The organism is Pseudomonas sp. IT-P44 (assembly GCF_949768225.1).
Taxonomy (GTDB): domain Bacteria; phylum Pseudomonadota; class Gammaproteobacteria; order Pseudomonadales; family Pseudomonadaceae; genus Aquipseudomonas; species Aquipseudomonas migulae.
This window is the reverse complement of record NZ_CATKQM010000013.1, coordinates 279,887-304,330: the sequence shown is the minus strand read 5'-3', so window position 1 is coordinate 304,330 and position 24,444 is coordinate 279,887. Positions and strand designations below refer to the sequence as shown.

The window sequence follows — 24,444 nt, the reverse complement described above, 5'->3', positions numbered from 1 at the left end:
TTATTCCGGGAAGGGGCCGCCATTGGCTGGCTGCGATTCGACTTCAAGCAGGGTCAGCTTGAGGGTTTTGCCGCCCGGAGCGGGCCAATCGATGTGCTGGCCAACCTTCAGACCCAGCAGTGCGCTACCGACAGGCGCCAGAATGGAGATCTTGCCTTCGTCCGCGTTGGCATCCTTGGGGTACACCAACGTCAGGTGATAGTCCTTGCCGCTGCTTTCTTCGCGGCAATGCACTCTGGAATTCATGGTCACGACATCGGCGGGCACTTCATCGTGACCGACCACGGTATCGGCGCGATCCAGTTCGGTTTGCAGCGCGATAACGCCCGGCAGCGTGTCGTCCAGGCTGTCGATCAGGCGTTCCAGACGTTGAACGTCCAGACGAGTAAGGGTGATGGAAGGTGCGGTCATGATAGAGGCAGACTCCTTTCTTCTGCACAGAAAAAGCAAAACCCCGCCAGAAAAAGGCGGGGTTTTCACGAGCCTCGATGGGTTGAGGCGTTTCTGGACACTATCACAGCTCAAAAAATATACAAGCAGGGCGCGATGGACCCTATTTTTCGGTAACGCCGATGAAACCTGTAGGAGCAGAGCTTGCTCGCGAAGGCGGCGTGTCAGCCAACATGGGTATCGACTGATGCGCCGCCTTCGCGAGCAAGCTCTGCTCCTACAGGTCTGTGCATCAAGCCAAGGATTTGCGTTGTATAGCCTGCGCGCAGATAACCCGCCGGCGCTCATCATCGGCCGAGCGCCATTCGCGGATGTCTTCGACATGGCGAAAACACCCCAGGCAGACCTTCTGCTCATCCAGCCGACACACGCCGCTGCACGGCGAAGGCACCGCCGGGCTGACATTGCTGTAAAGCGGCTTGGGCGGTCGAACAGGTGCAGGCTGGGTCACGATCTCACAGACCTTCGAAATCGAATTCAGCGCCGGCCTGTTGCTGGACGATGCGCTCAAGCATCTCGCCGAGCTGCTCTTCGCTCTTGTCGCACATCCAGCGCTCGCTCTCTTCGTCGTAGTCGAAGTGGAAGCCACCCGACACCGCCGCCAGCCACAGCTGACGCAGGGGTTCCTGGCGGCTGAAGATCAACTGAGTGCCGTTTTCGAACTTGACGGTGAGCACACCGGCCGAGCTCTCCAGATCGATATCCAGGTCGCTGTCGTCAAAGATGTCCTCCAGGGTTTGCTGGGTGGCATCGACCAGATCGTGGAAACGCGCTTCGGACAAACTCATTACGGCAACCTCAAAAAGTGTCTGATCAGGCTCAAGCGCCGCAAGATACGGGCGAGCCCCGGTGATTGCAAAGGATAACGACCAAGGGCCGATTTAGGTACACCTGTGGGAGCGAGCCTGCTCGCGAAGAGGCCGGCACATTCAACATCATCGTCACCTGACACACCGCCATCGCGAGCAGGCTCGCTCCCACAGGGATTGCACCTTGCTAGCCGGCTTCATGCGAAGCCCCGCCGGACGGGACCCTGGTCGCATAGGCAAGCTGCCGGGTGGCCGGTATACTCCGGCGCAATTAACGCATTTTCAAGGATTTCGCCATGAAGCGCCTGATCTCTTCCTTTGCTGCGCTCGTCGCGGTTGCTTGTTTATTGTCGGCCTGTGGTCAAAAAGGTCCGCTGTACCTGCCTGACGATTCCCAGGACCCTGCCGAGCAGGCCCAGTCCTCGCAAAAGCAGCCGTCGAAAGCACACAAGCACGACGTCTACCAATAAGGGAACGCCATGGACGCTTTTAACTACCGTGACGGCGAGCTGTTCGCGGAAGGTGTTGCCCTGTCCGCCATCGCCGAACGCTTTGGCACACCGACCTACGTCTACTCCCGCGCCCACATCGAAGCCCAGTACCTGGCGTATGCCGATGCACTGGCCGGCATGCCGCACCTGGTCTGCTTCGCGGTCAAGGCCAACTCCAACCTGGGTGTGCTGAATGTCCTGGCGCGATTGGGCGCCGGTTTTGACATCGTCTCCCGTGGCGAGCTGGAACGCGTACTGGCCGCCGGCGGCAGCGCCGACAAGATCGTGTTCTCCGGTGTCGGCAAGACCCGTGACGACATGCGTCGCGCCCTGGAAGTCGGCGTGCACTGCTTCAACGTCGAGTCCACCGATGAACTGGAACGCCTGCAAATCGTCGCCGCCGAGCTGGGCGTTCGCGCACCGATCTCGCTGCGTGTGAACCCGGACGTCGATGCCGGCACGCACCCGTACATTTCCACCGGTCTCAAAGAGAACAAGTTCGGCATCGCCATTGCCGACGCCGAAGACGTGTACGTGCGTGCCGCGCAGCTGCCGAACCTGGAAGTGGTCGGCGTCGATTGCCACATCGGCTCGCAACTGACCACCCTGCCGCCGTTCATCGACGCCCTCGACCGCCTGCTGGGCCTGGTCGACCGCCTCGGCGATTGCGGCATCTACCTGCGCCACATCGATCTCGGTGGTGGCTTGGGCGTGCGTTATCGCGATGAAGAGCCGCCATTGGCTGCCGACTACATCAAAGCCGTGCGCGAGCGTCTCGACGGTCGCGACCTGGCGCTGGTGTTCGAGCCGGGCCGCTTCATTGTCGCCAACGCCGGCGTGCTGCTGACTCAGGTCGAATACCTCAAGCACACCGAACACAAAGACTTCGCCATCGTCGACGCAGCCATGAACGACCTGATCCGCCCGGCGCTGTACCAGGCCTGGATGGACGTCACCGCCGTGCGCCCTCGCGCCACCGCCGCTCGTGCCTACGACATCGTCGGGCCGATCTGCGAGACCGGCGACTTCCTGGCCAAGGATCGTCAGCTGGCCCTCGAAGAAGGCGACCTGCTGGCTGTGCATTCGGCCGGCGCCTACGGGTTTGTCATGAGTTCCAACTACAACACCCGCGGCCGCGCCGCTGAAGTGTTGGTGGACGGTGATCAGGCATTTGAAGTGCGTCGCCGTGAGACGGTAGCCGAGTTGTTTGCTGGCGAAAGCCTGCTGCCGGAGTAAAACCATGCTGCTGCGTTTTACCAAGATGCACGGCCTGGGCAATGACTTCATGGTCCTCGACCTGGTCAGCCAGCACGCGCACATCCTGCCCAAGCATGCCAAGCAATGGGGCGATCGGCACACCGGCATCGGTTTCGACCAGTTGCTGATCGTCGAAGCGCCGAGTAACCCGGACGTGGATTTCCGCTATCGGATTTTCAACTCCGACGGTTCCGAAGTGGAACAGTGCGGCAACGGTGCGCGCTGTTTCGCCCGCTTCGTACTCGACAAACGCCTGACCGCAAAACGGCAGATTCGCGTCGAAACCAAAAGTGGCATCATCGAGCTGGATATCCGCAGTGACGGCCAGATCAGCGTCGACATGGGCGCACCGCGCCTGGTGCCGGCCGACATCCCGTTCGTTGCCGACACTCAGGCGTCGAGCTACTCGCTCGACGTCGACGGCACCACGGTGGAACTCGCCGCTGTGTCGATGGGCAATCCGCACGCCGTGCTGCGGGTCAGCGATATCAACAACGCACCGGTGCATGAACTGGGGCCAAAAATCGAACATCACCCGCGCTTCCCTGCGCGGGTCAATGTCGGTTTTCTCCAGGTCATCGACCGGAACCGCGCGCAGCTGCGCGTCTGGGAACGTGGCGCCGGGGAAACCCAGGCCTGCGGCACTGGCGCCTGCGCTGCTGCAGTGGCCGCGATCAGCCAGGGGTGGATGGATTCGCCGCTATTGATCGACCTGCCCGGCGGGCGTCTGTCCATTGAATGGGCAGGCCCTGGCCAACCGGTGTTGATGACCGGCCCGGCAGTCCGTGTTTATGAAGGACAAGTACGTCTTTGAGTGAGTCAAACCCATGACCGACAAGCCCCAGGTTCCCGCCCTACAGCCCGACGAATCCCCTTCCGAAAGCCTTGAGGCGGCGGCGATTGCCGCGTACCTGGAGGCTCATCCGGATTTCTTTGTCGAGCACGAAGAACTGCTCCCGGCCCTGCGCATTCCGCACCAGCGAGGCGACACCATTTCGCTGGTCGAGCGCCAGATGACCATCCTGCGCGACCGCAATATCGAGTTGCGCCATCGCCTCTCGCACTTGATGGACGTGGCCCGCGACAACGACCGTCTCTTCGACAAGACCCGCCGCCTGATTCTCGCGCTGATGGACGCCACCAGCCTGGAAGATGTGGTGATCAGCGTCGAAGACAGTCTGCGTCAGGACTTTCAGGTGCCTTTTGTCAGCCTGATCCTGCTGGGCGACAACCCGATGCCGGTTGGCCGCTGGGTGACCCACGCCGACGCGCAGACGGCCATTGGCGGTTTGCTTTCGGAAGACAAAAGCGTCAGCGGCAGCCTGCGCGAGCATGAACTGGACTTCCTGTTCGGCGAAGAGCAGCGCAAGCAGATCGGCTCGACCGCTGTCGTCGCCATCAGCCATCAAGGCATTCTCGGCGTCCTGGCCATCGCCAGCCGTGATCCGCAGCACTACAAAAGCTCGGTCGGCACGCTGTTCCTCAGCTACATCGCCGAAGTCATGGGCCGCGTGCTGCCACGGGTCAACAGCTCTCTGCGCTCGGTACGCTGATCGTGGAACGGCAACTGGACGCTTACTGCGAACACCTGCGCAGTGAGCGACAGGTGTCGCCCCACACGCTGTACGCCTACCGCCGCGACCTCGACAAAGTGCTGGGCTTCTGTGTCAAACAGAACATCGGCAGCTGGGCAGCGCTGGATATCCAGCGCCTGCGCAGCCTGATCGCCCGCCTGCATTCCCAGGGTCAATCGTCGCGCAGCCTGGCGCGCCTGCTCTCGGCCGTGCGTGGGCTCTATCATTATCTGAACCGCGAAGGCCTTTGCGATCACGATCCAGCCAATGGCCTGGCGCCGCCGAAAGGCGAGCGGCGATTGCCGAAAACCCTCGACACCGACCGTGCGCTGCAACTGCTTGAAGGTGCGGTGGAGGATGACTTTCTGGCGCGTCGGGACCAGGCGATTCTGGAGCTGTTCTATTCCTCGGGCTTGCGGCTTTCGGAGCTGACCGGGCTCAATCTCGATCAACTGGACCTGGCCGACGGCATGGTTCAGGTGCTCGGTAAAGGTAGCAAGACGCGCCTGTTGCCGGTCGGTAAAAAGGCCCGCGAAGCACTGGAGTTGTGGCTGCCATTGCGCGCCATGACCAACCCGGCGGATGACGCCGTGTTTGTCAGCCAGCAAGGCCGGCGCCTCGGCCCTCGGGCGATTCAGGTGCGGGTCAAGGCCGCCGGTGAGCGTGAACTGGGGCAAAACCTGCACCCACACATGTTGCGACACTCCTTCGCCAGCCACCTGCTGGAGTCCTCGCAGGACCTGCGCGCGGTGCAGGAATTACTCGGCCACTCGGACATCAAGACCACCCAGATCTACACCCATCTGGACTTCCAGCATCTGGCGACGGTTTACGACAGCGCCCATCCACGGGCCAAACGCATTAAGGGCGATGATTCATGACGATCCAATTGATCACCTTCGACCTCGACGACACCTTGTGGGATACCGCCCCGGTCATCGTCAGCGCCGAAGCCGTATTGCGTGAATGGCTGACCGAACATGCACCGAATCTGGGCGCGGTGCCGGTGGAGCATTTGTGGGGGATTCGCGAGCGCATTCTGGGCAACGAACCGGGCCTCAAGCATCGAATCAGCGCCTTGCGTCGCCGGGTGCTTTTCCACGCACTGGAAGAAGCCGGTTACGGCCATGAACAGGCGTCAGACCTGGCCGATCAGAGTTTTGAAGTGTTTCTGCATGCCCGGCATCAGCTGGAAATCTTCCCGGAAGTCGAACCGACACTGGAGACGCTGGCCAAACACTATGCACTCGGCGTCGTCACCAATGGCAATGCCGATGTGCGCCGTTTAGGGCTGGCCGACTACTTCAAATTTGCGCTGTGCGCCGAAGACATCGGCATCGCCAAACCGGACGCACGCCTGTTTCATGAGGCGCTGAAGCGTGGCGGCGCAACGGCCGCGACGGCGGTGCATATCGGCGACCATCCGGGTGATGACATTGCCGGGGCACAGCAGGCGGGGTTGCGGGCGATCTGGTTCAACCCGCAAGGCAAATTGTGGGAGGCGCAGAAAGCGCCGGACGCAGAAATCCGCAGCCTGACCGAGCTGCCGGCGTTGCTGGCGCGGTGGAATTCAATTTCGTAGCACCTTTGAGGCCGCCTTCGCGGGCAAGCCTCGCTCCTACAGGATTTGTGTCGCACGCCAATTATGTGAACGACACAAATCCTGTAGGAGCGAGGCTTGCCCGCGAAGAACGATAACGCGGTCCACCTATCTATCACCCATGAAAAAGCCCGCAGCGACGGCGGGCTTTTTCAGCAAGCAAGGGCAGACGCTTAGATAGGCCGGCTGCCGTACTTGTTGTCAGGCTTCTTGGGAGGATCGGCGACCACATTGGCCTCCACTTCCTGCACCTTGCCGCCCTTGGCCAGGAACTCTTCCATGGCCTTGGCCAAGGCATCGCGTTCCTTGTTTTTTGCTTCGACGCTCGGCAGCTCATCGACCGATACCGCTGCCTTGGCTTTGCCTTTGGCGGTCGGAACGGGCGCATCACCGCCGTCGTCTTCAGCGACGTCTTCCGCCGCTGCTTCCAGACCTTCTTCGGTTTCGTCGTCGTCGCCTACTTCGAGGTCGTCGTTTTCCAGATCATCGTCGCTCATGTTCTACCTCATGACTTGCGAAAAGCAGATTAGTTATAGCCCAGCTTTGCCCTCTGTCGAAGGCTGCCGGAAAAATTCAATAACCGCTGGTGACCAGCGGCTCATGCCTCTTCACCGTGCACGGTGGCGAGGACTTTACGGGCACCGCCAAAATCACGGTGCTCGCCCAGATAAACGCCTTGCCAGGTCCCTAACGCCAGTCGGCCCGCCGAAATCGGCAAACTGAGCTGACAGCCAAGCACGCTGGCCTTGAAGTGCGCCGGGAGGTCGTCCAGGCCTTCGTCGTTATGCTCATAGCCGTCTGTTCCTTGTGGGATCAGACGATTGAAAAATCGTTCGAAGTCGCGACGTACCGCCGGATCGGCGTTCTCGTTGATGGTCAACGACGCCGAGGTATGCTGCAGCCACAAATGCAACAGACCGACCCGACACGCCTTGAGTTCAGGCAGGCCGGCGAGTAACTCGTCCGTTACCAGATGAAAGCCCCGGGGCCTCGCCCGCAGGGTAATCAGAGTCTGTTGCCACATACAGTTCTCCGCACGTTCGGGGCGCATTCTAGCGCGCTCTGGGAAAAAACAAAGGCCCTAATATTCCTTCAATCATGTAAGCCATTGGCCGCAGAAAAACGCCCGCCGTAAACACCACTAAACGTGTACGAAAAAACCTTTCAGCAGTCCTCACACTGACAAACTCCAGACAAAAAAATGCCCGGCAAGCCGGGCAAGTTTTTTATGCGCGTCTTACAAGTTGTAGCCGCGTTCGTTGTGAAGCGCCAGATCGATGCCGACAGCCTCTTCTTCTTCGGTGATACGCAGACCCATGACAGCGTCCAGCACCTTGAGAATGATGTAGGTGACGATTGCGGTGTAGATCACCGTGAAGCCCACGCCTTTGCACTGAATCCAGACTTGTGCGGCGATGTCGGTGACGGTGCCGAAGCCACCCAGCGACGGTGCGGCGAACACACCAGTCAGGATCGCGCCGAGGATACCGCCGATACCGTGTACACCGAAGGCGTCCAGGGAATCGTCATAACCGAGTTTGCGTTTCAGGGTGGTGGCGCAGAAGAAGCACACCACGCCCGCTGCCAGACCGATCACCAGCGCGCCCATCGGGCCCACGGTGCCAGCGGCCGGGGTGATTGCAACCAGACCGGCGACCACACCAGAGGCGATACCCAGTGCACTTGGCTTGCCGTGGGTGACCCACTCGGCAAACATCCAGCCCAGTGCGGCGGCGGCGGTTGCGATCTGGGTAACCAGCATCGCCATGCCAGCAGTGCCGTTGGCCGCTGCGGCGGAACCGGCGTTGAAGCCGAACCAGCCAACCCACAGCATGGCCGCGCCCATCAGGGTGTAACCGAGGTTGTGCGGGGCCATCGGGGTGGTCGGGAAGCCTTTGCGCTTGCCGAGCACGATGCACGCCACCAGACCGGCCACACCGGCGTTGATGTGCACCACGGTGCCGCCGGCGAAATCGAGCACGCCCCAGTCCCACATCAGGCCGCCGTTACCGGACCAGACCATGTGCGCGATCGGTGCATAAACCAGAGTGAACCAGATACCCATGAAGATCAGCATCGCGGAGAACTTCATCCGCTCAGCGAAGGCACCGACGATCAGCGCAGGGGTGATGATGGCGAACGTCATCTGGAAGGTGATGAACACCGCCTCAGGGAACAACGCCGCAGGACCCGTCAGGCTGGCGGGGGTGACACCGGCGAGGAAAGCCTTGCCCATGCCGCCGAAGAAGGAGTTGAAGTTGACGACGCCCTGTTCCATGCCGGTGGTGTCGAACGCGATGCTGTAGCCATAAATGACCCACAGGACGCTGATCAGACCGGTAATGGCGAAGCACTGCATCATCACGGAAAGAATGTTTTTGGAGCGAACCATGCCGCCGTAGAACAGCGCGAGGCCGGGAATGGTCATGAACAGCACGAGGGCTGTCGAGGTCAGCATCCAGGCGGTATCGCCGGAATTGAGGACTGGGGCCGCCACTTCGTCTGCCGCCATGGCCAGGCTGGGCATTACGAGGGACAACAGGGCTCCTAGCCCTGCGAATTTACGCAGAGTCATATTGTTTTCTCCTGGGGCGTTGGGGTTTGTGGCGGCTTAAATCGCGTCGGTATCGGTTTCGCCGGTACGGATGCGAATCGCCTGTTCCAGATTGACCACGAAGATCTTGCCGTCACCGATCTTGCCGGTGTTGGCTGCCTTGGTTATCGCCTCGATAACCCGATCAAGATCCTTGTCGTCAATGGCGACATCGATCTTCACCTTGGGCAGGAAATCGACCACATATTCCGCGCCGCGATACAGCTCGGTGTGACCCTTCTGCCGCCCGAAGCCTTTGACTTCGGTAACGGTAATGCCCTGCACGCCGATCTCGGACAGCGATTCGCGCACGTCGTCCAACTTGAACGGCTTGATGATGGCAGTGACTAGCTTCATGAAAACTCTCTCCCGAATTGGTGGACTTGCCCCAGGAAAACAAACCCGGCTCAAGTCTAAGCGCAGTGCCTGGCTTTGTAACGCATCGTCGGCCTTACCTGCCCGTCCGACGCCAGCTAACCGCTCCGCACGAAACTCTTCCCCCGTTTCGCTTGGCGCACTGCATTCGTCACATCGACTGCATCAGTGCATGGGTCACTACCGTCTAAGCAGAAAGCTTGCCATCTCCACAAAACCCTCAGTTTTCAAGCTCTTGGCCGTAGATGCCCACCACATCGCTGCAACACCGGACGCGTTACGCACAACAACGGTGCGGCACCGTCCGTCCGCATGCGCGAAAAGCGTGCATCCCTGCGGTCGGGATTGACTATAGACACTGCGTGATACACTGCCCGCCATTGTTTCCAGGACCTTTCCCATGCTCGCGCCCAAAGATTTCCTCGACGCCTTGACCGGCACAGCCTCCCGCCTCTTCAGCGGCGACACCCCACTGCCGAAAAGCGAAATCGAAAGCCAGTTCAAGGCATTGCTGCAAAGCGGCTTCAGCAAACTGGACCTGGTGAGCCGGGAAGAGTTTGATAGCCAGATGGTCGTGCTCGCACGCACTCGGGCACGCTTGGAAAGCCTGGAAGCGAAGGTTGCGGAGCTGGAAGCAAAGCTCAACCCCCCAACCGAGTAACCCCGCAAATCCCACTTTGAAACCCGATCCAATGTGGGAGCGAGCCTGCTCGCGATTGAAGGTCGGAACGACCTTCAGATTTACCTGTAGGAGCTGCCGCAGGCTGCGATCATTTGATCTTCAGCCCCACAAAAATCCCGGCAACGTCCTACAACAAAACCACCGCCGTCCGATTGCGTCGCAATGCCCCGGTTCCTAAGCTCGCCCAATGCTGAATGTTCAGCACTGGGTTTGGCGACCTGGAAGCTTAAGGAGCATGACGACCATCGACACAAGTCATGGCGGTTGTGCGTGGGAGGCCTTCGGGTCTGCCGGGTTCCTTTTGCTCCGGTTCGCCAACCCGCGTACAACTGCCACCCAATTGTTTGGCGACGATTGCGGGCAGCCCTTTTAGCAAGAGGAGCTGTATCAATGAATAGCGATGATGCTTATCTGATCCCCCACGTCTTCACCCGCCACAAACTCCACCTCCACGCCCTCCTCCTCCAAAACCAACCCTGGCTCAGCGCCCGCGACCTCGGCCGCTTCCTGCGCCTCCACCTCGACGACCGCGCCGTCCGCAAACTCGACCCCGACCAGCGCCAGTTCGCACGAATGCTCATCCACGGCAGCATCGAAAACACCCTGCTGATCAGCGAATCCGGCGTCTACGCACTACTGATCTACCACTACTGCCCCGAACACCGAGCCCTGCGCGAATGGCTAACCCACGACGTAGTGCCAGCCCTCAGAGACGCAGAACAACCCACCTCAACCGAACGCCCCATCCTCAGCCTGCTGAACTGGCCGGAAATGTCGCTGAGCTTGCTGCACTGGAATAACCAGCCGTGGATTCGGTTGCAGGATGTTCCGCAGATGCTGGTTGATCACGAACCACACCAATGCGCCGTGAATACGCCGTGGTGGAAGCGAGCTTCGAGGATGCTGCAATCGCTTTGAACACTTGACGTCAACCACGCTCGATCTGGGCTGTACGCAAATCGAAGCTCGATTGCAGATTCAGCCAGAATTCGGGCGTGGTGTTCAACTGGATGGATAACTTCTTCGCCAGACCAGCACTGACACCGGCCTGCTGACTCACAACATCGCCTATTTCCGCCTCCGTCTCATTCAGCGAGCGAGCCAAAGCTTCGGTTGTCATACCCAGCGGCTTCAAAAACTCCTCACTGAGAATTTCACCAGGATGAATCGGGCGCATTCCACTCGTGTTCATTCACGCCTCCTACGGCTGCATTCAGCTCGATCATAAGCAGCAATCTTCACCTCGCAAGACCATCCACTCTCTTTCGCCGATGTCCTTCATCTATCTCGGCACGGTCCTACAAAAAGCAGATCCCAGGACTGATTTATTCCCCGAACCCGCGCCCCTATGCTCTTCGTCTTGATCTGTTCGATAGACGAGGTATGCATGAGCCTAAAAAAACGAAAGGCGAAGCTGCTACAAATTGCTGAATTTCACGCAGAAGCGCGTCTCTTGGCTGGAGATTTATCAGCCAATCAACGACGCTTTCTTGAAGTTGCCTTCACGCACGGCAAAGAACGTGAACCACCAGGCCTACTTGCTGGCAAAAGAGCTGAACCTAAGGAAACTGCCTGACGGGGGGTGCGTATGCCAATCAATCCGATGATGACTCGCAACATCTTGCGAAAACTGACCTTCCCTCCCGCCAGGCGAAATCCTCATCTCGTGACTACCCTTAAAAAACCCGCAGGAAGCGGCCCCCCACGTCAGCTCAAGGAACGGCCATATCCCTCTCCATCGTCCATAGCCGCGCCCAGATGGGCGTGGATGCTCCCGCTGTCACTGTCGAAGTCCACTGGGCCAACGGCTTGCCCTCGCTGATCATGGTCGGTTTGCCCGAAGCAGCTTTGAGCAAGCGAATTAACAAATTTCTTACAGCTCATATGAGGCCTGTATATAAGGGCGAAAGGCCAGAGAAACGAAGGGGAGTTTTTGTTCGCAATCCTTGCCTTACGTCGAACGCCAGCTAACCTATCGCTTGTCAATACGTTGATTTCATGGTTTCTAGATGTAGAATGCATCGCTTTTGAAACTCATGCTCCGCGCAATCTGCGCAAGGAACGAAAATGAAGAGATTCGACGAGCCGAACGCCTATCAAAATGATAAGCCGTCGCGCCAAGAAACCGTTCAGAACTCCAACATTGTTGGCTTCGCGTCCTTCAAAGAAAAAAAAGCCGAGTCTGAATACAAAAAAGCCATCGAAAGCATTTTAGCTAGGGCGCAAAAAGCAGACTGGTAACGCAATCGACCTTTTGCTAGTGCCTCAAGGACTCAGAGAATGTCAGCACCAGCAGCAGCACCGGCCCCCGCAAGAGCGCCGGCCAAGTCCGATTCAGCGACCGGTACACGCAACATAAGGGACCGCATTGAGGGAAGGCGTAGTGACGAAATAATCGTTGCGTTTTGCGGTCCGGTCGGATGCAATTTGGCAGACGTCATTCGAACCACCCGACTGCAATTTGAAGAATATGGATATTTAACTGTCCATATCAAAGTCAGCGATATCATCAAAGCCCATTATCACGAGCATGGGTTGCCAGAAAATCTCTCACACCTTTCTATAGACAATAACGTCGGAAAGGAGAGATATACTGCCCTGCAAGATTTGGGCAACGATCTTAGAAAACGCTTTGATCCACAAATTTTAGCTGCCCTTGCCATGGCGAAAGTTGCGGCAAATCGCGAAATCGCGATGTCAAGAGCCGACACAACAAAACCACCAAAAACGGTCTATATAATAGACCAGCTAAAGCACCCTGAAGAAGTTGAATTATTCAAACTGGTTTATGGCGACATATTCTATTTGATCGGTGTTCTTAGCCCTCAAAATGTTCGCTTCAACTACTTAACTCGAACCGAAAGAATTCCTGGCCATGAAGCGCAGTTCCTTATAGACAGGGACAGAAATGAAATAAACGCGACTTATGGCCAAAAGCTTGAGAAAACGGTTCAGCTTGCTGATTACTTTATTAGAAACAATCAGGATTCGATATCCAATCTGTTAGAGCCGTGCCAACGCTTTGTAGCACTAGTGCATGGAAAAAATGGTGTTACGCCGACCAAGGACGAGTCCGGCATGTACGCTGCGTATGCAGCCTCGTTGAAATCTGCGTGTCTCAGCAGACAAGTGGGCGCTGCTATTGCCAATAAAGAAGGCAACGTTATTTCACTAGGTTGGAACGACGTACCGAAATTTGGTGGCGGACTTTATACGTCTGACTCTGTAAATGACCAGCGGTGCATCCACCATGGAGCTAAATGCTACAACGACATCCATAAATCGGCGCTTATCCAAGACATTGTCAAAATCGTAAGCTCTAAAGTTGAAGTCTCTGACGAAATAAAGGACGAGTTGGCTAAACTCATCCAGAAAGAAACTAGAGCCGGGTCTATTATCGAGTTTTCGCGCGCGATTCATGCTGAAATGGAAGCGATTTTGGGATTAGCTCGTTCTCAAGGTAATTCTACGGACTCCTGTGAAATGTTTACCACTACGTTCCCATGTCATAACTGTGCAAGGCACATCATTGCAGCGGGTATTAAACGCGTAGTTTACATTGAGCCTTACGAAAAAAGCTTGGCCCTAGACCTGCATGAGGACGCCATCACAACTGACGTAAACCATGCAGGAAAAACACTCTTCGAGACTTTTTCGGGCGTTTCTCCAGGAAAATACGCATCATTTTTTGTTGCTCGTGGAAATCGTAAAGATAGCAGTGGGCAAGCTGTCGACATTATTAAAACCGATGCTTTACATATCGGAACCGAATACCTTGACCCTTATCAAACCATCGAAAGCAAAGTAGTCCAGGACCTGATGTCGAAAGTCGCGCCGACGTCAGCGTCTCCTCCTCCGTCAGCTCCAGATATACCTCCTACGCCTCCGGCTCCAAATACACCACCTACGCCTCGCGCGGCTTAAATCCAGCCTGCCCGTTGAAAAACTGGTGAGCCATCTAGACCCGTGAAGCCTGGCAACTGGCTTCACGGACAACCTGCTGTGACCTCCCCAATCATCGCTTGAACGTTAATCAGGCGAATCGCTGAATATCCCACTCAAACTGCCAACTCGCTAAGGCTCGATTGTGCGAGCTCGCGGATGAAAAGAGACGCAAAGTTGAGCCGTGCCCTATAACGCAGTGGTCTTTCATCGTATAAACGGGACAGATATTTAAATCGTTGGCTATGCTTGCATCGACGATCGAACATCCAGAAACTCAACACACGCGAGTGTATCCACCGAAGATGCACGGGCCATGGCCTCACCAAAGCCTGCAATCGAAAAACCGTCTCCTCAAGACGGTTTTTTTTCGCCCGCGATTCAGACAAAAGCCTTCGCAACATCCAGCGAAAGTTTACCCCCTCTCCCACCCCACCAGAATCTCCCTTCCGGTCTACCCTTCAAAAATCCGCAGGAAGCGGCTTCCCGTAAAGCTCAAGGAATGACCATGTCCCTCTCCATCGTCCACAGCCGCGCCCAAATCGGCGTGGATGCGCCCGCCGTCACCGTCGAAGTCCATCTGGCCAACGGTCTACCATCGCTGACCATGGTCGGTCTCCCCGAAGCGGCGGTGAAGGAAAGCAAGGATCGGGTGCGCAGTGCGATCATCAACTCAGGCCTGCAATTCCCGGCGCGGCGTATCACCCTGAATCTCGCTCCAGCTGATTTGCCGAAGGACGGCGGACGATTCGATCTGGCGATTGCCCTGGGGATTCTGTCCGCCAGCGTGCAGGTGCCAACGCTGACACTGGATGATGTGGAATGCCTGGGAGAACTGGCGCTATCAGGCGCGGTACGTGCCGTGCGAGGCGTGTTGCCGGCCGCACTGGCAGCGCGCAAGGCCGGGCGCTCGCTGATGGTGCCGCGGGCGAATGCCGAGGAGGCGTGCCTGGCGTCGGGGTTGAAGGTGATCGCGGTGGATCATTTGCTGGAAGCGGTCGCGCACTTCAATGGGCACACACCGGTCGAGCCTTACGTTTCCAACGGTTTGCTTTACGCCAGCAAACCCTATCCAGACTTGAACGAAGTACAGGGCCAACTCTCGGCCAAACGCGCGTTGCTGATTGCGGCGGCGGGCGCGCATAACCTGCTGTTCAGCGGACCACCTGGCACCGGAAAAACCCTTCTGGCGAGTCGTTTGCCAGGACTGCTTCCACCCTTGGCCGAACATGAAGCGCTGGAAGTCGCCGCCATTCAATCCGTCACCAGTTGCGTGCCCTTGAGCCACTGGCCGCAAAGGCCCTTCCGCCAGCCCCATCACTCTGCCTCCGGCCCGGCGTTGGTGGGCGGCGGTTCGAAGCCGCAACCTGGCGAAATCACCCTCGCCCACCATGGGGTTCTATTCCTCGACGAACTGCCGGAGTTCGACCGCAAGGTGCTGGAGGTTTTGCGAGAGCCGCTGGAGTCCGGCCATATCGTGATTTCCCGCGCCAAGGATCGCGTGAGGTTTCCGGCCCGCTTTCAATTGGTGGCCGCGATGAACCCGTGTCCCTGTGGATATCTTGGCGAACCCAGTGGTAAATGCAGTTGTACACCGGACATGGTCCAGCGCTACCGCAATAAATTGTCGGGACCATTGCTGGACCGTATCGACCTGCACCTGACCGTCGCCCGGGAAGCCACGGCGCTGAATCCTGCACTCAAACCCGGCGATGACACCGCCACTGCCGCGTTGCTGGTCGCCGACGCCAGAGAGCGTCAACACAAACGCCAGGGCTGCGCGAACGCTTTCCTTGATCTGCCGGGCCTGCGCAAACACTGCACGTTATCCACAATCGACGAAACCTGGCTGGAAACAGCGTGCGAACGACTGACCCTGTCGCTGAGGTCTGCGCATCGATTGCTCAAGGTCGCTCGAACCCTCGCAGACCTTGAGCAGGTCGATGGCATCACCCGTGGTCATCTGGCTGAAGCGCTGCAATACCGGCCAACCTCCAGCTGATGAAATCACTCCTTCGTCAGATCCACCAACGGCGTCTGCCGAACCTCGGTTTCCCGCCCGTCCTGAATGTCACTCACCCGCTTCAGCGCCTGGTCCACAGCGCCCTTGTCCGCCAACAAGCTGTAACTGATCTGAAACTGCTTGTGCTCCTTCGGCGCAATCGTCGGCACCAGCCCCAGCGGCCGCTGATAGCGCCGGTTATAGGAAAAGCTGGTCCCCGGCTCGAGACCGGTGACATAGCCCTGGCCTTGGGTATCGGTGTTTTTCCACAGCGAAAACACGGGCAGCGTTTTAGTGTTAAAGCCGACCGAAACGCCCAGGCTACCTGCCTTGTTATGCAACACCGTCAATGTGTCACCCTTGGCGTCGCCATACGGCACCACGTTGTAAACCGTTTCGTCGTAGTCCTTGGTCGGCGCGCGGTAAGTCTGCCAGTCCGGCAGATCACCTTTGGCCTTGTCGTTGAACGGCGACACCTGTTTGACCGGCGCAACGAAACGCGCGCCCTGCTCCAGGAATGGCGTGCTGAAGTTACTGTGGTACAGCGCCTGATATTCCTTCGGATAGTCGCCATTGTTGGTCAGGGTATCGTTGAGAGCGAACGCTGCGCTGCCGGGCTCGGTGACCAGCTCGGTGATCACCGAGAAGTCGACTTTCTTGAAGGCCTGTTCTTTCAGTTCGCCGCGCAGGCTGATGGCATACGGCGGTTTTTCGTCGATGTGCAGCGTGACTGTGCTGGCCGGAATGTTGGCAGCGCGGCCATGCAGGGTCAGGAGTTCGCCGTTGTCGACGCCGGGGTGGCCGACCCATTCGTAGCCGCAACGGGTGACCAGCTCATTGAAACCTTCGAGCCAGCCGAGTCCGCCGCGACCGTTGAGCTCAATGAAGGACGGATTGACCACGTCCTTGACCGGCGAATCCCAGCCCATGCGCACATTGCCGACCGATGCCTGCAGGACGTTCATCCCGCGAGTCGGCACCACCGAGAGTTTCATCGTGCCGTTATCGATGTCGACGATGCTGACGCCCTCCTGCCGACCGCCGTGCAAGTTACGAAGGGTCACGGAGAAGGGTTTGTCGGTTTTCACACCGAGTTGCTGGCTGGTGATCTGCCAGTTTTGAGCAGCCTTGTCGCTGTCGAGCAGGACGTAATCCCAAGCCATGGCGTGGGAGGCGGACAGAGCGCCAAAGGCAACGACGAATTTGAGCGGAGTCATGGGGAGGCCTTTCTTGGAGTTGTGCATTTTTTATAGCGCTGATGAAACGATTCAGCAAGCTTAAAAAGCTTACACCCAAGCCTTCCCAAGCCAATTTAAATTGACCCCATGCAACCTCCGCACGCTTACGCTAGTCTCATACGGTTTTGGACCTCCGGATGATTGACGGCGACATCATTATGACATTAAGGTCGCCAGCTAATTGCAGGAGCAAGAACAGACAACTTTGTCTGTCATTTTTGCGCAACAGAACATATGGAGTTTGAATGCGCGGGGCACTATTACGCAGCGGTAAGAGCGGGTCATTCACAGCCTTGGGCGAAACAGGTCAACCGGTATACCGGGCGGCCCTGCAATTGCGCGAAGCCATTCGCCGCAAGAACCCCGAAATGGTCGATCATCTGGCCATCCCTCAAAGCGATGAGCTCGGTAACCAGATCGATTGGTACAGCGGCCTCGACGGCGATGTGATCCCGTGGAGCAGTGCGACCGAAGAAGAACGCGCCCCAGCCCGCCGCCAACTTGAAGCGCTGAAAACCGCGCTCGAGGAATTGAGCCAGCGTTTCCTGGGCACTGAATCCGGCGAACAGCAGCAAGGCGACAAGGCCATGTTCGGCAAGCTGCTCAAGCGCGTGATTCATTTCCCCGATGAGAATTTCGTCTACCTGGTGCAAGGCAAGCCGGTGCTGACCTTTTGGGGTTTCGAGCATGCCGGTACCGGTAATCGCGATCCCCTGCACTGCCTCTATCAGGTTCCGCCCGCGTTTACGCTGCCCCCGGTGGTCGAAGCCGCGCCTGTCGTTGCGCCCGTCGTTGCGCCCGTCGTGCCGGTGGTTGCTCGTCCGTGGTGGCGTCGCTGGTGGTGGCTGTTGCTGCTGCCGTTCCTGCTACTGCTTTTGTGGCTGTTGCTTGGTCTGCGTGGTTGCGTGCCGATTCCGTTGGTGGCGGTAGACCTGCTGCCTGAGGGCATCGTGCCGGTGGAAAAACAGCTGGAAGAACCGCAACTGACCGGCAATGCCACGACGCTGAACGGCGTTCCGGTGACGGGCACCGTTGTAGGCTCTACCACTGGAACCGGCACCGGTACCGCCGTGACCGAAACCCAAGGAGTGGAAGCGCCGGCGGTCGAGGGCAACGAGGCAGATGCAGCGCCGGCCGACCTGGCCAAAGACCCAGCCAAAGACCCGGCAGCCGAATCGCCCGCCACCCCGCCCGAAAACAAAACCGCGCCGCCGGATATCACTTCGCCCGAGGCCGAAAAATCCGCCGCCGCAAAACCCGGCCCTCCCCTGAGCATTCCACCGGACGCCGCCGACGGTGCCGCCAAGTTCCTCGACGGTCAGTTCCGCGCCGGCGCCGGTATTCAGGACCGCCGGACCGGCAAACCGCTGCGTCTGGAATACCAGCTCAAGGACGGTAAGGGCGAAGTCACCGTACACCAGGCCGACGGCACGAAATGCACCGGGCCGGTGAGCGCTACTATGAAGGGTGGCAGCTTGGCCATCGACAGTCAGGGCCAGGCCGTGTGTGGCGATGGCAGCACTTACGACATGCCCAAGGTCAACTGCCGCAAAGGGGCGACCACAGTCGCAGACTGCACCGGCGGTTACGGCAAAGAACAATTCCCCATGTCCATGCGGCACGTGGCCGAATAAAAACGGAATAACCCGACATGTTGCCTGAAGTCACCCAATTCGAAGACACCGTCACGCTGGTCAGCGACACCGGCATCCAGTTCATGGATTTCGCCCTGCGCCTGGACCCTCGCAAAGAACCGGCGGGCGAGTTCGCGCCGATGATCAGCGGGTTGATCTGCCGCCTGTCATACAACGAAGAGAAAGACTTCTTTTTCTACGAGCCGGAGCCGGAAAAGGTCGAAAAAGCCAAACCTGCGTTCAGCGTTGACATGAAAAGCAGCCTCGAGCTGCTCGACGGTGTCTGGCTGCCGACGCCGTTTTTCCGCTTCATGCCGCCGCACCGCTTCGACGAAGGCCCGACCAACTGGTCGCGCATGCGCCTGGTCAAACTGGCGACGCCCGACATCGACGGCAACACCCACCGCCTGACGATGGCCTTCGACAGCCGCGTGATGCCCAAGCGTGACGGCACCGCTTACCTGGCGCCAAACGAAGAAGACATCAGTTCCGGCGTGTCCTTCAAACTGGCGACGAAGGCCAGCGAAACCCGTTGGTTCCTGGCCCAGCCGTGGGTCAACGAATGGCTGCTGGAAGTATTCAACGAGGGCAATGCCCACCGCTCGCGCGCAGAACTGGACACCGACATCCGCGCCAACTATCACTTGGCGCACTACCTCAACTTGCTGAGCCTTCTGAGCAAGCCATCGGCGGCGGAGCAGTCGACTGCCCGGCCGAAAGTTGAAATCCCTGAATTGAAGGTGGTTGCCAACGACAGCAATGGCCTCGTCAAACCGATTCCGGTGGACCTGGTGCTGGACGTCGGCAACTCGCGCACCTGCGGCATTCTGATCGAGAACCACGGTCAGGCCGGTTCCGGGTTGAAACAGAACTACGTGCTGGAACTGCGCGACCTGATCACCCCCGAACACACTTACAACCTGCCATTCGAAAGCCGTGTGGAATTCGCCCAGGCGTATTTCGGCAAGGACCACTGCTCGGTCAAAAGCGGCCGGCATGATGCGTTCCAGTGGGCGACGATTGCCCGTGTCGGCAACGAGGCCAGTCGTCTGGCCAGCCGTCGTCGCGGCACCGAAGGCTCGACCGGGCTGTCCAGCCCGAAACGCTACCTGTGGGACGAAAACGCCTACGGCCACGGCTGGCGCTTCAACTGCTCGTACATCAAGACCGACAGCGAGCCGTACGCCACTGCCGCGCCGTTCTCGCACCTGATCAATGAAACCGGCGAGGCGCTTTACAGTCTTGAAGAAGACGATCGTCTGCCGGTGTTCATGCCGCGTTATTCGCGCAGCTCGCTGATGACGTTCATGCTCGCCGAGGTCCTGGCCCAGGCGCTGTCGCAAATCAACAGCCCGGCCCAGCGCTCGCGCCAGGGTCACACCCGTGTGCCGCGCCAGCTCAACAGCATCACCCTGACCGTGCCGCCGGGCATGCCGCAGGCCGAGCGCAGCATCCTCAACGAACGCATGCAGCAGGCCATCGGCCTGGTGTGGAAAAGCCTCGGCTGGCATGCCGGCGAGGAAGACCCGCATCAGGACCAGGCCGTCAGCCCGCGCACGCCGATCCCGAGCATCCGCGTCGAATGGGACGAAGCCTCCTGCGGCCAGTTGGTGTACCTGTACACCGAGGTCAACGAGAACTTCGCCGGGCACCCGGAAGAGTTTTTCGACACCCTCGCCCGGCCGGACAAAACCGACCGTGAACGCATCACCCTGGCGACCATCGACATTGGCGGTGGCACCACCGACCTGGTGATCACCGACTATCGCCTCGACCGCGCCGGCAACACCGGCAGCGGCAGCAACGTGCACATCGTGCCCGAGCAGCGTTTTCGCGATGGCTTCAAAGTGGCCGGCGACGACATTCTGCTGGACGTGATTCAGGACTTCGTCCTGCCGAGCTTCGAAAAAGCCTTGCAGATCTCAGGGGTCAAATCGCCCGTCTCGCTGATGTCGCGGCTGTGTGGCGATGAATCGGTCAGCGCCCAGGACATGATCCTGCGCCAGCAACTGAACCTGCAGGTATTCGCCCCGCTGGGCCTGGCGCTGCTCAAGGCCTACGAGCATTACGACCCGCAAGACCAGCAGGAAGTGAGCACCCAGACGTACCGCCAATTGCTGGGCGACAACGCAATCAGCCAGACCGTGCTCGATTACGTCAATGCCGCCGTGCGTCGTGATGTCGGCAGCCAAAGCGCCTTTGACCTGTACGAATCGTTGATCAGCTTCGACCTGCAAAAGCTCCATGCCGCATTCCTCAACGATCAGATCAACATCACCAAGATCCTCGGTGCGCTGTGTGAAGTGGTCGCGCATTACCCGTGCGACGTCCTGCTGCTGACCGGCCGCCCTTCGCGCCTGCCCGGCATTCAGGCGTTCATCCGCAAGGTGTTGCCGCTGCCACCGGGGCGCATCCTGGCGTTGCAGAACTACCGCACTGGCGGCTGGTACCCGTTCCACAAGAACGGCCTGATCGACGACCCGAAAAGCACCGCTTCGGTCGGCGCGATGCTGTGCCTGTTGTGCGCCAACCACAGTGTGCCGAACTTCTACTTCCGCGCTTCGGCACTCAAACCGTATTCGACGGTCAAAAACATCGGCGTTATCGACCTGAACAACGTGATCAAGGATGCCGACGTGCTGTACCGCGACATTCAGTCCGAAGACTACAAAATCAAGCTGCCGGAAATCGGCACGGGCGACGCCGCCGACACGCCTCAGCTGGAAATGCGCGGCGATCTGCGCCTCGGTTTCCGTCAGCTGGCCGCCGACCGCTGGGCCGCTTCGCCGCTGTACACCTTGCGTTTCACCAAGGCCGGTCGGGAGAAGTTCTCCCGTGCGATCGGTGAAAACGGCAGCGCGCCGCTGCTCAAGGTGCGCTTCGAGGTCAAACCGGCGGACAAGTACACACGCAAGCAGGATCTCGTCAGCGACCGCCTCTCGGTACGCAACATCGAATCCAACTGCAGCAACGTCAACTTCAACCCGCGCAGCGACCTCGAGCTGGAACTCAACACCATGCTCGACGCCGGCCTGAGCGAGACCAAGTACTGGCTCGACAGTGGAAGTGTGAAACGCAAATGAATGACCTGACCCCCGATCAACATCAGCTCTCTACCCGCTGGGCCGCTGTTTATGAAGGTGCCGGTCAGGCGCTGGAATGGATTGGCCAGACCCGTGTCAACGCGCCACGTCTGGACAGCGAAGCCGACAACCTGAACATCCGCCTGCATCGCGCCCGCAACCTGGCCCACAGCCTCGGTCGCGTGGCCTGCACGCCGATGACCATCGGCTTTTTCGGTTTGTCCCAGGCGGGCAAGTCCTACCTGATCTCGGCCCTCGCGGCCGGGCAGAACGGCAAACTGGAAACCGATTTCGGCGGCCAGCGCCTGGACTTCATCAAGCACATCAACCCGGTGGGTGGCGGCAAGGAAGCCACCGGCCTGGTGACGCGCTTCAGCCGGCGGGCCACACCGAGCCAGGACCCGGATTTCCCGGTGGAGCTGACGCTGTTCAAGGAAATCGAGCTGGCGAAGATTCTCGCCAACTCCTGGTTCAAGGATTTCGACCTTGAACGGATTTCCTACGAGATTGACGAAGAACGCATCCAGCGAGTCCTCAAGCCGTTCGAAGGCCGCGAGACCGGGCCGATGCAGCCGGGTGTCAGCGCCGACGATCTGGTGTCGCTGTGGGATTACCTGCGAGACAACTTCCGTAACTCGGTGAAAAAACTCGAGCACCTGTATTGGCCGAAAGCCTTGCAGCTCGCGCCGCGCCTGAACTTCCAGGAACGTGCCGAGCTGTTCGCCATTCTTTGGGGTGAGCAAAGCGAACTGACGCGCGTGTATCAGCAACTGGCCGGCGCGCTGCACAAGCTGGGCCTGCCCGAGACCGTATTCGCGCCATTGAAGGCCTTGGTGAGTTTCGAAAACGACACTTACAGCCAGCGCGACAGCATCATGAACGTCGACATCCTCGAGCGCTTCGGCAGCCCGCGGGACTTGCCGATCGACGTGCGGCCACGCATCGACGGTCGCCTGCAAAACAGCCAGGGCATTCCCGTCGCGCAACTGGCGGCACTCACGGCGGAAATGACGTTCGGCCTGATCGAAGCCCCGGCCGATGACATCGTCAACCAGGTCGATCTGCTCGACTTCCCCGGCTATCGCGGACGCAAGAAGCTGCACGAGATCGCCAACTCCAACGACCCGGAATCCGCCACCAAGGACAACTCCGTCTCGCAGCTGATTCTGCGCGGCAAGGTCGCGTACCTGTTTGAGCGCTACACCGACAATCAGGAAATGAACGCGCTGGTGGTGTGCACCGGCTCGACCAAACAAAGCGACGTCAACGACGTTGGCCCGGTGCTGACGCGCTGGATCGAAAAAACCCAGGGCGCCGACGCGGCCGCTCGCAGCAAACGCGACACCGGTCTGATCTGGGCATTGACCATGCTCGACCTGCGCATCACCAACTCCCTGAGCCTGACACCCGATCAGTACGACGAGAGCTGGAACGGCATGGTCAAGCTGACCATGCTGGAGCGTTTCGGCAGCTTGAGCTGGATGAACGACTGGGCCGGCACGCCGTTCCAGAACACCTTCCTGGTGCGTAAACCGCGCATGGACGCGGCATTCATCGTCCAGGACGCCAGCGGCGCCGAAACCGGGATCAACGCCAGTTACCAGGAACGCGTCGATGCGCTGGGCGAAAGCTTTGCGAGCAACGCGCTGGTGTGCAAACACGTCAGCAATCCCGCCAATACCTGGAAAGAAATGCTGCGCAACGATGACGGTGGCATCAGTCACTTCAGCGGCAGTTTCAAGGGCGTGGCCAATATCGAATTCAAGCTGCAGCGCATCCGCGAGCAGCTGGACGAATGCCTTGAAGGCCTGACCACGCATGGTCTGAGCACCTGGTATCACGCCGACGGTGACGGCGCCGCCGCTGCCAAGAAAGCCCAGGCACAGATGATTCTGTCGACCCTGGGCCGTCGTCCGGCGGTGCTGGGCGAACTCATCGATCAACTCGACATGCCGAGCGAAGAGGTGCGCGACCTGTACCTCAGCGGCGTGTACGAAACCGATGACGAGCCAGCGGTCAGCGATGAGCCGGTCGCCCTGACACCGAGCCAGAGCCTGTACGGCAACGACGCCGGTTTCGATTTCGATTTCGGCGATGACGCCAGCCCCGACAGCACACCGGCCAGCAGCAAGCCCCACACGCCGGTCCCGGAACTGCAAAGCAACGAACACCGTTTTGCCAAAGCGGCCTTCAAGGCCTGGGTCGCGCACTTGCGCGAACTGACCACCCGGCAAAGCCTGCTCAACCTGCTGGGGCTGGAAAAAGCCTTGCTCGAAGCGGTGGTCGACGAGCTGATCACTGCCGGTTATCGCCAGGATTTGCCGGGGCAACTGAGCCGCGCCGTCCTCAAGCGTGCCCAGAGCGGTGCGCGTCGCGATCAACTGGTTGAGCGCCAGGTACTGGAAGTACAACGCGTGCTGCGCGATTTCGTGTCCTGGTTCGGCTACCTCCAGAAACCCGTGAGCGAGCGCCCACCTAGCCGGACCGGTGCCAAAGCGCCCTTGTTCTCGTTCTATACCGACATCGGTCCGGGACAGGTGCCGGAGTTGCCGCCGCAACCGGCGAACCAGGCGCAACGGTATCTCGGCGACTGGCTTTCGGGCCTGGCCTGTATCACGCAGGACAATGCCGGCCATGGTGCCGGTCGCGAAATCACCCCTGAACAGAACGAACGGCTGGGCCAAGTGCTCACAGCCTTCGCAGCGAGATAAGCA

Annotated in this window: 24 protein-coding genes and 1 pseudogene; 16 read left to right on the top strand and 9 right to left on the bottom strand. The window is 59.2% G+C overall.

The features are described 5' to 3' along the window. The 3 genes from rnk to cyaY all read right to left on the bottom strand — a co-directional run bounded on the left by rnk (position 1) and on the right by cyaY (position 1,238). Positions 1–411, bottom strand: coding sequence for a nucleoside diphosphate kinase regulator (rnk, locus tag ACM6IO_RS08385; protein ID WP_008024364.1), 411 nt, complete (start codon positions 409–411; stop codon positions 1–3). Positions 412–682: 271 nt separating this feature from the next. After that, positions 683–901 carry a DUF1289 domain-containing protein gene (locus tag ACM6IO_RS08380; protein WP_081500210.1) on the bottom strand — a complete coding sequence of 73 codons (219 nt, stop codon included), beginning with the start codon at positions 899–901 and terminating at the stop codon, positions 683–685. A 4-nt stretch (positions 902–905) separates the two neighbouring features. After that, positions 906–1,238 carry an iron donor protein CyaY gene (gene cyaY / locus ACM6IO_RS08375; RefSeq protein ID WP_008024366.1) on the bottom strand — a complete coding sequence of 111 codons (333 nt, stop codon included), beginning with the start codon at positions 1,236–1,238 and terminating at the stop codon, positions 906–908. 317 nt (positions 1,239–1,555) lie between these two features. On the opposite strand from cyaY, the gene lptM reads away from it, so the two are divergent. The 6 genes from lptM to ACM6IO_RS08345 are packed head-to-tail and all read left to right on the top strand — an operon-like array spanning position 1,556 to position 6,163. Then, entirely contained in the window at positions 1,556–1,729 is a 174-nt protein-coding gene (gene lptM / locus ACM6IO_RS08370) for an LPS translocon maturation chaperone LptM (RefSeq protein ID WP_008040632.1), read from the top strand. Positions 1,730–1,738: 9 nt separating this feature from the next. Beyond that, positions 1,739–2,986 carry a diaminopimelate decarboxylase gene (gene lysA / locus ACM6IO_RS08365; RefSeq protein WP_008040631.1) on the top strand — a complete coding sequence of 416 codons (1,248 nt, stop codon included), beginning with the start codon at positions 1,739–1,741 and terminating at the stop codon, positions 2,984–2,986. A 4-nt stretch (positions 2,987–2,990) separates the two neighbouring features. Continuing rightward, positions 2,991–3,821: a diaminopimelate epimerase gene (gene dapF / locus ACM6IO_RS08360; RefSeq protein ID WP_223415412.1), complete on the top strand. Its 831-nt coding sequence runs from the start codon at positions 2,991–2,993 to the stop codon at positions 3,819–3,821. A gap of 13 nt (positions 3,822–3,834) precedes the next feature. Continuing rightward, positions 3,835–4,560, top strand: a complete 726-nt coding sequence (locus ACM6IO_RS08355) for a DUF484 family protein (RefSeq protein ID WP_008024376.1) — start codon at positions 3,835–3,837, stop codon at positions 4,558–4,560. Positions 4,561–4,562: 2 nt separating this feature from the next. After that, complete coding sequence (gene xerC, locus ACM6IO_RS08350) at positions 4,563–5,462, top strand: tyrosine recombinase XerC (RefSeq protein ID WP_008040629.1); 900 nt, start codon at positions 4,563–4,565, stop codon at positions 5,460–5,462. Beyond that, on the top strand, positions 5,459–6,163 hold the full coding sequence (locus tag ACM6IO_RS08345; protein ID WP_192227474.1) for an HAD family hydrolase: 705 nt from the start codon (positions 5,459–5,461) through the stop codon (positions 6,161–6,163). Before xerC ends, ACM6IO_RS08345 begins: the two co-directional genes overlap by 4 nt. Positions 6,164–6,354: 191 nt before the next feature. Here ACM6IO_RS08345 and sutA read toward each other — a convergent pair whose 3' ends face one another. From sutA to glnK, 4 genes are all read right to left on the bottom strand, one after another. Beyond that, a complete protein-coding gene (gene sutA, locus ACM6IO_RS08340) occupies positions 6,355–6,678 on the bottom strand; it encodes a transcriptional regulator SutA (protein WP_008030496.1) in 324 nt (107 codons plus the stop codon). Positions 6,679–6,779: 101 nt separating this feature from the next. Continuing rightward, positions 6,780–7,205: a secondary thiamine-phosphate synthase enzyme YjbQ gene (locus ACM6IO_RS08335; protein WP_008030499.1), complete on the bottom strand. Its 426-nt coding sequence runs from the start codon at positions 7,203–7,205 to the stop codon at positions 6,780–6,782. 213 nt (positions 7,206–7,418) lie between these two features. After that, a complete protein-coding gene (locus ACM6IO_RS08330; protein ID WP_008030500.1) occupies positions 7,419–8,756 on the bottom strand; it encodes an ammonium transporter in 1,338 nt (445 codons plus the stop codon). 36 nt (positions 8,757–8,792) lie between these two features. After that, on the bottom strand, positions 8,793–9,131 hold the full coding sequence (glnK, locus tag ACM6IO_RS08325; protein ID WP_002555808.1) for a P-II family nitrogen regulator: 339 nt from the start codon (positions 9,129–9,131) through the stop codon (positions 8,793–8,795). A gap of 418 nt (positions 9,132–9,549) precedes the next feature. Here glnK and ACM6IO_RS08320 point away from each other — a divergent pair, with 418 nt between their 5' ends. Together ACM6IO_RS08320 and ACM6IO_RS08315 are read left to right on the top strand one after the other, a co-directional pair. Continuing rightward, complete coding sequence (locus tag ACM6IO_RS08320) at positions 9,550–9,810, top strand: accessory factor UbiK family protein (RefSeq protein WP_008030504.1); 261 nt, start codon at positions 9,550–9,552, stop codon at positions 9,808–9,810. Between the two features lie 411 nt (positions 9,811–10,221). Then, positions 10,222–10,749 carry a Bro-N domain-containing protein gene (locus ACM6IO_RS08315; RefSeq protein WP_414911277.1) on the top strand — a complete coding sequence of 176 codons (528 nt, stop codon included), beginning with the start codon at positions 10,222–10,224 and terminating at the stop codon, positions 10,747–10,749. Positions 10,750–10,759: 10 nt separating this feature from the next. Here ACM6IO_RS08315 and ACM6IO_RS08310 read toward each other — a convergent pair whose 3' ends face one another. Then, a complete protein-coding gene (locus ACM6IO_RS08310; protein WP_192227472.1) occupies positions 10,760–11,023 on the bottom strand; it encodes a HigA family addiction module antitoxin in 264 nt (87 codons plus the stop codon). Positions 11,024–11,218: 195 nt separating this feature from the next. Here ACM6IO_RS08310 and ACM6IO_RS08305 point away from each other — a divergent pair, with 195 nt between their 5' ends. From ACM6IO_RS08305 to ACM6IO_RS08285, 5 genes and pseudogenes are all read left to right on the top strand, one after another. Continuing rightward, the gene (locus ACM6IO_RS08305) at positions 11,219–11,407 is read left to right on the top strand and encodes a hypothetical protein (RefSeq protein ID WP_192227471.1); all 189 of its coding nucleotides are present in this window, start codon (positions 11,219–11,221) and stop codon (positions 11,405–11,407) included. Between the two features lie 149 nt (positions 11,408–11,556). Beyond that, positions 11,557–11,712 (top strand): annotated as a pseudogene (locus tag ACM6IO_RS08300) (magnesium chelatase); the annotation flags it as partial. A 186-nt stretch (positions 11,713–11,898) separates the two neighbouring features. Next, complete coding sequence (locus ACM6IO_RS08295) at positions 11,899–12,072, top strand: hypothetical protein (protein WP_414911276.1); 174 nt, start codon at positions 11,899–11,901, stop codon at positions 12,070–12,072. Between the two features lie 39 nt (positions 12,073–12,111). Then, positions 12,112–13,755 (top strand): anti-phage dCTP deaminase, encoded by a 1,644-nt coding sequence (locus ACM6IO_RS08290; protein WP_192228219.1) that lies wholly within the window; start codon positions 12,112–12,114, stop codon positions 13,753–13,755. A gap of 526 nt (positions 13,756–14,281) precedes the next feature. Next, complete coding sequence (locus tag ACM6IO_RS08285; RefSeq protein WP_008037951.1) at positions 14,282–15,775, top strand: YifB family Mg chelatase-like AAA ATPase; 1,494 nt, start codon at positions 14,282–14,284, stop codon at positions 15,773–15,775. Between the two features lie 5 nt (positions 15,776–15,780). Here ACM6IO_RS08285 and ACM6IO_RS08280 read toward each other — a convergent pair whose 3' ends face one another. Further along, positions 15,781–16,992 (bottom strand): aldose 1-epimerase family protein, encoded by a 1,212-nt coding sequence (locus tag ACM6IO_RS08280; protein ID WP_414911275.1) that lies wholly within the window; start codon positions 16,990–16,992, stop codon positions 15,781–15,783. A 266-nt stretch (positions 16,993–17,258) separates the two neighbouring features. Here ACM6IO_RS08280 and ACM6IO_RS08275 point away from each other — a divergent pair, with 266 nt between their 5' ends. Genes ACM6IO_RS08275 through ACM6IO_RS08265 form a run of 3 tightly spaced genes read left to right on the top strand, consistent with a single transcriptional unit; the run spans position 17,259 to position 24,441 of the window. Continuing rightward, positions 17,259–18,647 carry an SrfA family protein gene (locus ACM6IO_RS08275; protein WP_414911274.1) on the top strand — a complete coding sequence of 463 codons (1,389 nt, stop codon included), beginning with the start codon at positions 17,259–17,261 and terminating at the stop codon, positions 18,645–18,647. Between the two features lie 17 nt (positions 18,648–18,664). Beyond that, a complete protein-coding gene (locus ACM6IO_RS08270; RefSeq protein ID WP_008030519.1) occupies positions 18,665–21,730 on the top strand; it encodes a virulence factor SrfB in 3,066 nt (1,021 codons plus the stop codon). Continuing rightward, positions 21,727–24,441: a putative virulence factor gene (locus tag ACM6IO_RS08265; protein ID WP_223415406.1), complete on the top strand. Its 2,715-nt coding sequence runs from the start codon at positions 21,727–21,729 to the stop codon at positions 24,439–24,441. Before ACM6IO_RS08270 ends, ACM6IO_RS08265 begins: the two co-directional genes overlap by 4 nt. Positions 24,442–24,444 lie beyond the last annotated feature (3 nt).

Bases quoted from the DNA above. Each gene is read 5' to 3' on its own strand.
- rnk (WP_008024364.1), bottom strand. From the start codon at position 411: ATGACCGCACCTTCCATCACCCTTACTCGTCTGGACGTTCAACGTCTG.
- cyaY (WP_008024366.1), bottom strand. From the start codon at position 1,238: ATGAGTTTGTCCGAAGCGCGTTTCCACGATCTGGTCGATGCCACCCAG.
- lptM (WP_008040632.1), top strand. From the start codon at position 1,556: ATGAAGCGCCTGATCTCTTCCTTTGCTGCGCTCGTCGCGGTTGCTTGT.
- lysA (WP_008040631.1), top strand. From the start codon at position 1,739: ATGGACGCTTTTAACTACCGTGACGGCGAGCTGTTCGCGGAAGGTGTT.
- dapF (WP_223415412.1), top strand. From the start codon at position 2,991: ATGCTGCTGCGTTTTACCAAGATGCACGGCCTGGGCAATGACTTCATG.
- ACM6IO_RS08355 (WP_008024376.1), top strand. From the start codon at position 3,835: ATGACCGACAAGCCCCAGGTTCCCGCCCTACAGCCCGACGAATCCCCT.
- ACM6IO_RS08345 (WP_192227474.1), top strand. From the start codon at position 5,459: ATGACGATCCAATTGATCACCTTCGACCTCGACGACACCTTGTGGGAT.
- sutA (WP_008030496.1), bottom strand. From the start codon at position 6,678: ATGAGCGACGATGATCTGGAAAACGACGACCTCGAAGTAGGCGACGAC.
- ACM6IO_RS08335 (WP_008030499.1), bottom strand. From the start codon at position 7,205: ATGTGGCAACAGACTCTGATTACCCTGCGGGCGAGGCCCCGGGGCTTT.
- ACM6IO_RS08330 (WP_008030500.1), bottom strand. From the start codon at position 8,756: ATGACTCTGCGTAAATTCGCAGGGCTAGGAGCCCTGTTGTCCCTCGTA.
- glnK (WP_002555808.1), bottom strand. From the start codon at position 9,131: ATGAAGCTAGTCACTGCCATCATCAAGCCGTTCAAGTTGGACGACGTG.
- ACM6IO_RS08320 (WP_008030504.1), top strand. From the start codon at position 9,550: ATGCTCGCGCCCAAAGATTTCCTCGACGCCTTGACCGGCACAGCCTCC.
- ACM6IO_RS08315 (WP_414911277.1), top strand. From the start codon at position 10,222: ATGAATAGCGATGATGCTTATCTGATCCCCCACGTCTTCACCCGCCAC.
- ACM6IO_RS08310 (WP_192227472.1), bottom strand. From the start codon at position 11,023: ATGAACACGAGTGGAATGCGCCCGATTCATCCTGGTGAAATTCTCAGT.
- ACM6IO_RS08305 (WP_192227471.1), top strand. From the start codon at position 11,219: ATGAGCCTAAAAAAACGAAAGGCGAAGCTGCTACAAATTGCTGAATTT.
- ACM6IO_RS08295 (WP_414911276.1), top strand. From the start codon at position 11,899: ATGAAGAGATTCGACGAGCCGAACGCCTATCAAAATGATAAGCCGTCG.
- ACM6IO_RS08290 (WP_192228219.1), top strand. From the start codon at position 12,112: ATGTCAGCACCAGCAGCAGCACCGGCCCCCGCAAGAGCGCCGGCCAAG.
- ACM6IO_RS08285 (WP_008037951.1), top strand. From the start codon at position 14,282: ATGTCCCTCTCCATCGTCCACAGCCGCGCCCAAATCGGCGTGGATGCG.
- ACM6IO_RS08280 (WP_414911275.1), bottom strand. From the start codon at position 16,992: ATGACTCCGCTCAAATTCGTCGTTGCCTTTGGCGCTCTGTCCGCCTCC.
- ACM6IO_RS08275 (WP_414911274.1), top strand. From the start codon at position 17,259: ATGCGCGGGGCACTATTACGCAGCGGTAAGAGCGGGTCATTCACAGCC.
- ACM6IO_RS08270 (WP_008030519.1), top strand. From the start codon at position 18,665: ATGTTGCCTGAAGTCACCCAATTCGAAGACACCGTCACGCTGGTCAGC.
- ACM6IO_RS08265 (WP_223415406.1), top strand. From the start codon at position 21,727: ATGAATGACCTGACCCCCGATCAACATCAGCTCTCTACCCGCTGGGCC.